Below are 8,986 nucleotides of genomic sequence, written 5' to 3' on the forward strand. Positions count from 1 at the left end.
GCCTACTGGTTCATGAGTGCCCTGTTCGTCTCGGCCGTCATGTTCCGGGCGCTGGAGCGTGTTCCCCTTGCCCTCCGGGTCGCACTCATCGCGACGATCACGGCGGTCACCTACCTGTTCGGGGACGTCCTCGCCCGGCTCCCCCTGTCGCTCGGGGTTGCCGGCGCCGCGCTGATCTTCCTGCTCGCCGGTCAGGGACTCCGGCGCGTCCGGAGTCGGGTGGAAGCGCCGATCCGGTTCGGCGCAGCGTGCCTCGTCGCGGGGGCCACACCTGTCGTCGCCGGAGTGTCTGCGCCACTGGACATGAAGTACAACGAGCTCGGCACACCGGTCCTCAGCATCGTCGTGGCGGTGCTCATCAGCTCCGGCCTCGTCCTGATCCTCGAGGGCGTGTTCGCCCGGCTGCCGGCACGGGTCCACGTCCTGTCCACCAGGCTCGCCGCGGGTTGCCTGATGGTGGTGCTGACCCACACCTACGTGCTGTGGTTGCTCGCTGTCCCCGACACGGAGCGGCCGTTCTGGGTGCTGATCGCGGCACTGGCTTTGCCGTGGGCCGTCGCGATGACCCTCCACCGGACGCCGCTCTCTCCCGTCCTCCTCGGAGCACCACGCGCCAGTTGAACAGAACCACCTGCACCGGCGCGCGGGTCCTGACGCTCGGCCGGGCAGCCAGCCCGTACCCCGGCTCGTGCGGCCAGGCACGATGTCGTGCGCGTGGTTCAGGGTCGATCTGGCAGTGCCGCCGGGCGTGACCATCAGCGATGGTGCCGTCTTGGGGGGATGCAGTCGTCGCGGGAGACCCCCGTGGGAGCGTGCCACCACGGCTCCTCGAGAATCGAGGGTCCCTAGCGCCCCAGCGAGCGACCGAGCTTCCGGATGGCGGCATCGTAGGCCTCGTCCCAGGTCCAGCCCGCCGCCGGCGCACCGGCCAGCTCCAGTGACACCAGCCCGTGGACCTGCCCCCACACGACTCCGACCATCGAGGCGATCTCATGATCCGCTGCTCCAGGCAATGCTGCGGCAACCGCGCTGAACAACGGCATGATCGACGGCTCGGCGGCAGCCAGCGTCGGCTGACACGGCACCTGGCCGGCCAGAGGGCCGGCGAACATCAGGCCGTAGAGGATCGGATGCTCCAGCGCCCAGGTCCGGTAGGCCCGGCCCAGGGCTTCGAGGCCGCCCGCCGCGGCCTCCTGCTGGGAGGCCGCGAAGGAAGCAAAGCCGTCGTCGAGTACGGCAGTCAACAGTTCCGCCTTGCCTCCGAAGAGTGAATACACCGCCGTCGTCGACGTCCCGGCAGTAGCGGCGATGGTGCGCAGCGACACGGAGGCGGCGCCGTCGCGGGCGATGAGGGAGGCTGCGGTGTCGAGCAGCCTGCGTCGCAGGGTCTCGTCATGGGCGATGGGTCTTGCCATGGGACCAGTATTCCATAACACTGTTTCATAACAGCGTTATGACAGGAGAAGCACATGACGAACCAAGTGCACGCAGGACGTTTCACAGCAGACCCCGAGGGTGGCCCGGTGACGGTCTTCCTGATCGGAATGCGCGTCAACCGATGGTGGAAGTTCGGGACGGTGGCACGGGTGGGCGCGGCCATGCCGAGGATGCTCGCCCATCTGGCCGCAACGCCGGAGGCCGGTCTTCTGAGCTACCAGCAGTGGATCGGCCGGACCACCATCATCGTCAGCTACTGGAAGAGCCCGGAGCATCTGCAGCGGTTCGCGGCCGACCGGTCGGCGCCGCACCTGGAGCCCTGGCGCCGGTTCATGCGCGAATCCGCCGGCACCGGCGACGTCGGCGTGTGGCACGAAACATACGAGACGATGCCGGGTGGCAGGGAAAGCGTGTACAGCGACATGCCCGTCTTCGGACTGGCAGCGGCCACGGGCCATGTACCGGTAGGAGCGGGACTGAACACCGCGCGCCAGCGCCTTAATGCGGACGAGGTCGGGCGGCGCCTGCCGGAGTGAGCCGTTCCCGCCAGATCTCGCAGAAGAACCCGCCCAGCGGAAGAGACCTCCGACGCCGGCGCCGTGCAGGACCGGGCCACCCGCCAGCGTCACCGGCGGATCGCTTCGCGATCGCGTCGTGCACGGGGCGCTTCCTCCTCCGTGCCTTCACCGTATGCAACCGGCAGAGCACACTCTGAGTCAGTCCGGCACACGCGGCCCACGGTTCGGGCCGGCAAGGGCTATACGTTGAAGCGGAACTCCACCACGTTCCGTAGCCGACTAACGTATGTTGCACCACTGACCAGCGGATCATGCTGGTGACCTCACGCGTGCTAAGCGGGTTCACCGTGCGCTGCTGCGGCCACCTCGCGGTCGTCGGCCCCGGAAAGATCGTTCATCCGCGTGGGCTTCGGCCTGTACTGCGGACCCACCGGCCCTGTACATCGCGGCGTCAATGCGACTCGATCGGGTCCACGACGAAAGCTCCTGAGGGAAATCCGATCCACCCCGACCGCCCCTCACGAAAAAGATCCGCGGCTCGATGCACCACAGATAAGCATCCTGACGACCGTGCCGGGACTCGAGTGCGTCGCGCGCCTCGCCCGTACTGTGCAGCCTTCGTTCCTTCCCCTGACCGTCGATGAGCAGATACGTCCGGTGATGCTTCAGGCCAAACGCCCATGCGCGTGTGTTCGATTACCTTGAGATACGGCTCTCTCACCCGAGGAGGTTCCACAACCACCCGAATCCTTGCCTGCGCGATTCGCCTCGCGGACTCTCGCTTACCATCAGCGCCCCTCGTTCATCAGCAATGACTCTTGCTAAAGTCCGCTTGCATGGCGCCCAACTGAAGGCGCCGAAGAACCTCCCGCAAATCCTCGAGGCGGCAGAACGTCGTCAGATCAGGCGTGGCGAAAGCAGGGTGGAACAGGTCGAGGTCTTTCGGCCGGGATGGTCAGTGCGAGAATTACCATCCTCCACGAACCGGGCCTTCAGAAATCGCCGCCCGGGTAGATGCCCTCGGGCAGCATGAAGCACGCGGATCCTGATGCAATACGGATCTCGTTCGGGGAGAGTCCGTCGGAGACGAGATAACTCTCCCCTGGAGCAGGCGGGTCGATTTGGATCTGATAGTTTTCATCTACATCCCTATCGACGGATACTTCGGTTCCGTTCGCCCGGTAGTGGGCTTCGATGGCTTTCACGATGGGCTCTATCTCGGTTCCTTCAGCGACCGTGACCGTCGTTGCACCAGCCCAACTGTGCTGGGTCTCATTGCAGGACAGAAGCGTGCCCGTCTGCAGTTGATCAATCGAGAGAACAGCATCCTTCGGGATCAGAGCGGCGATCTCCCCTTCCATAACCTGGGTGTGGGCTTTGGCTTCCTGCCAGGTGAGTTCAGCGTCCATCGATTCCTCCTGTATTTGAGCGGCCGTTGGCGCAGGTGGCGCGGCCGGATCCGCATTCGGGTTCCCGGCACAACCGGCAAGCCCGATCAGACCCACCAGCAACAACGTCATGAACCCGCTACGCGCCCTCATCGACCAACAATTTTCAGCATGTTGTTAAGCGCTTTCAAGTTGTCCTCGCTGTCGGTGGCAATGAGGCTGTGGTTATCCATGATGATGTTCCCCTCTTCGACGCTGTTGATCGCACCGTCGAGTTCGTCGTCGTCGGGTCCGCGGTAGAAGTACTGGTCGAACTCGTCGCGATGAATCGGGTTGTTCCCATCCCACACAACCCCTCTATTCGTGAAGAGGTTGGTAGCGCCCTGACCATGGATGAGCACATCGTCGTAGTACAGGTTCGAGTATTCCGTAGTCGGCCGTGGTTCCCAATCCGGGAGCATCCCGGCCCCGGCGAGGGAAATCACCTTGTCATACCGGGCTCCGGCGACTTCAGAGCTGGTGACGTTCGCCAGGCCCCAGCTGTGCCCGATGCCGGTTTGTTCGGCACCGTTCAGGTAAGGGTCAGTGCGCATCCCGGACTCGAAGGAGGCCAGTTGCTGCCCGGAGCTGCGTGTGCGGCTCTTCGAAATCCGGTAGGAGTCATTGTTCGAAGCCACCGGCGGCGAGGAGCATGCGGAGCCGGTAGTCCCAGCAAGAAAACAACAGGAAAGATCAGCACATCCGCCGGGCAGAGGCCCGCACGGGAAAAAGCACGAAAAGAAGACCTACAACAAGAAGAGACCTACAAAAAAGACCTGCGACAACCACGACCGGCGGAGGACACCCCGCCCACGGCAGAACAACGCGAAAAGACCCGCTCAGCGAAGACCCGGTCCGGGAGAGCCAGTACCGGGGAACCTCTGTTTCCGTGACGATCCCGCTGACCGCACCACTCCACCACGTGGCGCGGTCAGCGGGACCTCACCGCGAAAGGCTCCTGCTCAGGCGCCGCCGCCGGCGGAGAAGATGTCCTGGGAGATCTTCTGCAGTTGCGTGCGCAGCTCCTCGAGCTCCTGGCGGGCCTTGTCCTGTGCGGCCTTCGTCTCCGGCCACGTGGACCCGCGGAACTGCGTGGCCAGCGGTCCGTCCCAGACATTCGGGTCCGACAGGATCTTGCCCTGCGCATCCAGCGCCGAGATCTGATCGGTGAAACCACCATTGATGATCGACTGGACCTGGCCGATAGCAGCCTTCGCTTGCTCGGTAGACAACACACGCGACATGAAAAATATCTTCCCCAAGAGACCACCGCTTCAATGCCGGATGAGAGAAACGCCGGCGAGCGGACGCTGATGACCCTACCAACACCAACCCGGTGAATCTAGACCGGCAAGAACGACCACGCGGCAGGTCCACGAATCCTCGTCCTCCTGACAGATTCCCACGTGTAGAACCGAACGCTCTCGACTCAGCAGAAACACCCCGTACGCGGAGTAGCGAAACGACGCGCATCCGGGAGGAAAGAAAAGCCTTGCCCAATTCTACGAATGAGGATCACCAGGCCCTACGACCAATAGATAGAGCCTACAAATCAGCCATGCAATTAGACATTAAATCGAAATTCAACCACGTCGCCGTCGGACATCACGTATTCCTTGCCCTCGATGCGCACCTTCCCGCGGGACTTGGCTTCGGCCATCGTCCGGGCTTCCATGAGGTCCTCGAAGTGAACAACCTCGGCTTTGATGAAGCCACGCTGGAAGTCCGAGTGGATGACGCCGGCGGCCTCGGGCGCCGTCGCACCCTTCTTGATCGTCCAGGCACGGGTCTCCTTCGGACCTGCCGTGAGGTAGGTCTGCAGGCCGAGGGTGTGGAAGCCGACACGCGCGAGCTGGTCGAGGCCGGATTCCTCCTGGCCGTTCATCTCGAGCATCTCGCGCGCCTCGGCCTCGTCGAGCTCCACGAGGTCGGCTTCGAGCTTGGCGTCGAGGAAGATCGCGTCGGCGGGGGCCACGAGCCGGCGCAGCTCCTCCTGACGCTCGGCGCTGCCGAGCACGGCGTCGTCGACGTTGAAGACGTAGATGAACGGTTTGGCGGTGAGCAGGCTGAGCTCGCGGAGGTGTTCCATCTCGAGCTTGTCGCTGGTGACCGACGAGAAGATCGTGTCGCCGCGCTCGAGGACGGACTGCGCTGCCTGCATGGCGGTCAGCTGTGCGGCCTCGCGCTTCTTGATCTTCACTTCCTTCTCGACGCGCGGGATGGCCTTCTCGAGCGTCTGCAGGTCGGCGAGGATCAGTTCGGTGTTGATGGTCTCCATGTCGGAGCGGGGGTCCACCTTGCCGTCGACGTGGATGACGTCGGGGTCGTCAAACACACGGATGACCTGGGCGATCGCCTCGGCCTCGCGGATGTTGGCGAGGAACTGGTTGCCGAGGCCCTCACCCTCCGACGCGCCCTTGACGATGCCGGCAATGTCGACGAAGGAGACGGTGGCCGGCAGGATCTGCTTCGACCCGAAGACCTCGGCGAGCTGTGCGAGGCGCGGGTCCGGCAGACTGACCACGCCGACATTCGGCTCGATGGTCGCGAACGGGTAGTTCGCCGCCAGGACGTTGTTGCGCGTCAGCGCGTTGAAGAGTGTTGATTTGCCGACGTTGGGCAGTCCGACGATGCCGATAGTAAGAGCCACGGGAGACAAGTCTACCGGGCGTCGGAGGACCGACCGGCGGTGTCGAGTCCGCCGATTGTCGGAGGTTCCTGCGACAGTGTGGGCATGAGTACAACCGCCGTCCTCCTCGTCCTCCTCGCCTTCCTCATCGGGTGCGCCGTCGGTGCATTCCTGGTGTACCGCGCAGTACGGCTGCGCGACGACGAGCTGCGCAGCGAGCTCGACGACGCCACAGCCCGGCTGGGGAGCACGACGACGGAGCTCGCGGCAGCCGCGGCTCAGCGCGATCTCCTGCAGCAGCACAACCGCGAACTGACGGGCAAGACATCGACGGACAACGACGTCCTGCGGGCCCTCGCACCGGTGGCGGAGAAACTGACCCAGGTGCAGCGGCAGGTCGGGCTGCTCGAGCGCGACCGCATAGAACAGTACGGCCAGCTCGCGCGGCAGCTCGAGGAAGCGCGCGAAGCAGACGCCCGGCTGCTCTCGACGACGCACTCGCTGGCCGGCGCCCTGCGCAGCACCAGCGCCAGGGGCCAGTGGGGCGAGGTCCAGTTGCGGCGCGTCGTGGAAGCTGCCGGCATGCTCTCGCGCGTGGACTTCCTGGAGCAGGTCTCCTACACGACCGGGAACGACGGCGACCGCGCCCGCCCGGACATGGTGGTGCAGCTGCCCGGGGACAAGCAGCTCGTCATCGACGCGAAGGTACCCCTGAGCGCGTTCCTCGAGGCTCAGGAACTGGTGGGACCGGCGGCGGACGCAGGAGGGGGTGAGAAAGCCGGCCTCGAAGCCCGTCATGCCGAGCTGCTGAAGCAGCACGGCAAGGCGCTGCGTGCACACATCGATGCGCTCGCCCGCAAGAAGTACTGGGAAGGCGCCTCCAACTCCCCCGAACTCGTCATCTGCTTCATACCGGTGGAGTCGGTCCTTGCAGAAGCGCTACGGGCCGACCCTGAACTCCTCGACTACGCCTTCACCCGCAACGTCGCCCTGGCATCGCCGGTATCGCTTCTTGGCATTTTGAAGGGCGCAGCGTTCAGCTGGCGGCAGGCCGTCCTGACCGACAATGCACGCGAGCTGTTCGACCTGTCGAAGCAGCTGTACGAACGCCTCGGGACGATGGGCGGGCATGTCACCCGTCTGGGAGCGTCCCTGAAGACCTCCGTGGAGCGCTACAACTCCTTCGTCGGCGCCCTCGAATCCAGGGTGCTCCCCACGGCACGCCGGATCGGCGCCTTCGACTCCGCATCCCTGGACGTCGTCGACGCGGCAGCGGGAGGAGTGGATGAGGCACAGGCGGAGGTGAGCCTGCTCGGCACCGCCCGCGCCCAGCGCGCAGGCAGCGTGCCTGCGGGCTCCGGGACCGCTGCGTCGGCGATCGACGCGACGCCGCGTTCCCTGACCGCCCACGAACTGCTCGACGGGACCGACGGGTAGCCGGGCACGCTCCTACCGGCGGAGGGACAACTCCCCGGACGGTCCCGACAGGCGCCGCCCCAGCAGACCCTGGTGGGATTCGGCGGAGCCGGCGGCAGGAGATGCTACACCGGGTGAGGCGCCAGGCCCTTGCGGTGGTGCATCCATCCCTGTCCCGTCGTGCCGCCCGCCCTGAACGGCAGACGTGCCTGGAGCCTCAGTTGAGGGACGTCCGATCCTCCCGCTGGCCCCGGCCACCGCGACCCTGGGACGGATCACCCATCGCCTTCAGCGCGGCGCGGATCTCCTTGGGCAGCGAGAAGATGATGTCCTCCTGGGCCGTCACGACCTCCTCGACCTCGCCGTAGCCGTACTCAGCGAGCAGTCTCAGAACATCCTGGACGAGGTTCTCCGGGACGGAGGCACCGGATGAGATGCCAACGGTGGCCACGCCCTCGAACCAGGACTCGTTCACCTCATTGGCGAAGTCCACGCGGTGCGCCGCCTTCGCACCGTACTCGAGCGCCACTTCGACCAGTCGCACGGAATTCGACGAGTTGGCCGATCCGACCACGATGACGAGATCCGTCTGCGGCGCGATCTTCTTGATGGCCGCCTGGCGGTTGGACGTGGCGTAGCAGATGTCATCGCTCGGAGGATCCTGCAGCGTCGGGAAGCGCTCCTTGAGCAGGTTCACGGTCAGCATGGTCTCGTCGACGCTCAGTGTGGTCTGCGAGAGCCAGATGAGCCGTTCCGGATCGCGTACCTGAACCTTGTCGACGTCCTCCGGCCCATTGACGATCTGGATGTGATCGGGCGCCTCGCCGGCCGTGCCCTCGACTTCCTCGTGGCCCTCGTGGCCGATCAGGAGGATGTCGAAGTCGTCGCGCGCGAAACGCTGGGCCTCCTTGTGCACCTTCGTCACCAGCGGGCAGGTCGCGTCGATCGTCCGGAGACCCCTGTCCTCGGCGGACTGGACGACGGCGGGTGAGACCCCGTGAGCAGAGAAGACAACCAGCGCGCCCTCCGGCACCTCGTCCGTCTCGTCGACGAAGACGGCGCCCTTCGCCTCGAGCGTCGACACCACGTGCAGGTTGTGCACGATCTGCTTCCGCACGTACACCGGGGGTCCGTAGTGCTCCAGGGCCTTCTCGACGGCGATGACCGCGCGGTCCACGCCGGCGCAGTAACCCCGGGGGGCTGCGAGCAGTACCTTCTTCTCCCCCGGCACCGGTGCGGCTGCGAGGACGTCCTCCGGAGAGCGACGCCTGCGCGGGATGGTGGGCATGGGGACCTGAACGGTGGTACTGGTCATGATCCGATTCTACCGGGTGGGTGCTGCTCGACCTGCTGATCGCAGTCCTCTCCGCTGTGAGCTGAGCCTACACCGGGCGCCGATCGTCCCGACGACGCCGACCACCGAGCGCCAGTTGCGCGACGGCGCCGACCACGACGGCCACCAGCCCACCGACGACCACGGGCACGCCGGCCTCGGCGACGCTTGCTCCGGCCTGTTCCGCCAACCCTCGGACGAACACGTCCGCCACCGCGCTCGACCC

Annotated in this window: 8 protein-coding genes and 1 pseudogene; 3 read left to right on the top strand and 6 right to left on the bottom strand. The window is 65.5% G+C overall.

Annotated elements, in window-relative coordinates; translation table 11 throughout:
* A pseudogene (locus CVO76_RS08245) lies at nucleotides 1-621 on the top strand (hypothetical protein); the annotation flags it as partial.
* Between the two features lie 224 nt (nucleotides 622-845).
* Here CVO76_RS08245 and CVO76_RS08250 read toward each other — a convergent pair.
* A complete protein-coding gene (locus tag CVO76_RS08250) occupies nucleotides 846-1,415 on the bottom strand; it encodes a TetR-like C-terminal domain-containing protein (protein WP_208741623.1) in 570 nt (189 codons plus the stop codon).
* A gap of 54 nt (nucleotides 1,416-1,469) precedes the next feature.
* Here CVO76_RS08250 and CVO76_RS08255 point away from each other — a divergent pair, with 54 nt between their 5' ends.
* Nucleotides 1,470-1,973 carry a DUF4188 domain-containing protein gene (locus CVO76_RS08255; RefSeq protein ID WP_208741624.1) on the top strand — a complete coding sequence of 168 codons (504 nt, stop codon included), beginning with the start codon at nucleotides 1,470-1,472 and terminating at the stop codon, nucleotides 1,971-1,973.
* Between the two features lie 974 nt (nucleotides 1,974-2,947).
* Here the strand turns inward: CVO76_RS08255 and CVO76_RS08260 are convergent.
* From CVO76_RS08260 to ychF, 4 genes are all read right to left on the bottom strand, one after another.
* Nucleotides 2,948-3,496 carry a hypothetical protein gene (locus CVO76_RS08260; RefSeq protein ID WP_208741625.1) on the bottom strand — a complete coding sequence of 183 codons (549 nt, stop codon included), beginning with the start codon at nucleotides 3,494-3,496 and terminating at the stop codon, nucleotides 2,948-2,950.
* Nucleotides 3,493-4,020, bottom strand: a complete 528-nt coding sequence (locus CVO76_RS08265) for a hypothetical protein (RefSeq protein ID WP_208741626.1) — start codon at nucleotides 4,018-4,020, stop codon at nucleotides 3,493-3,495. The genes CVO76_RS08260 and CVO76_RS08265 overlap by 4 nt, the downstream gene beginning before the upstream one ends.
* 324 nt (nucleotides 4,021-4,344) lie before the next feature.
* Nucleotides 4,345-4,617, bottom strand: coding sequence for a pyrophosphorylase (locus CVO76_RS08270; protein WP_244186313.1), 273 nt, complete (start codon nucleotides 4,615-4,617; stop codon nucleotides 4,345-4,347).
* 329 nt (nucleotides 4,618-4,946) lie between these two features.
* Nucleotides 4,947-6,032 carry a redox-regulated ATPase YchF gene (gene ychF / locus CVO76_RS08275; protein WP_208741628.1) on the bottom strand — a complete coding sequence of 362 codons (1,086 nt, stop codon included), beginning with the start codon at nucleotides 6,030-6,032 and terminating at the stop codon, nucleotides 4,947-4,949.
* Nucleotides 6,033-6,116: 84 nt separating this feature from the next.
* Here ychF and CVO76_RS08280 point away from each other — a divergent pair, with 84 nt between their 5' ends.
* Nucleotides 6,117-7,448: a DNA recombination protein RmuC gene (locus CVO76_RS08280; protein ID WP_133082553.1), complete on the top strand. Its 1,332-nt coding sequence runs from the start codon at nucleotides 6,117-6,119 to the stop codon at nucleotides 7,446-7,448.
* A gap of 196 nt (nucleotides 7,449-7,644) precedes the next feature.
* Here CVO76_RS08280 and CVO76_RS08285 read toward each other — a convergent pair whose 3' ends face one another.
* A complete protein-coding gene (locus tag CVO76_RS08285; RefSeq protein WP_208741629.1) occupies nucleotides 7,645-8,742 on the bottom strand; it encodes a 4-hydroxy-3-methylbut-2-enyl diphosphate reductase in 1,098 nt (365 codons plus the stop codon).
* Nucleotides 8,743-8,986 lie beyond the last annotated feature (244 nt).

Source organism: Arthrobacter agilis, assembly GCF_002953615.1.
Classification (GTDB): domain Bacteria; phylum Actinomycetota; class Actinomycetes; order Actinomycetales; family Micrococcaceae; genus Arthrobacter_D; species Arthrobacter_D agilis_B.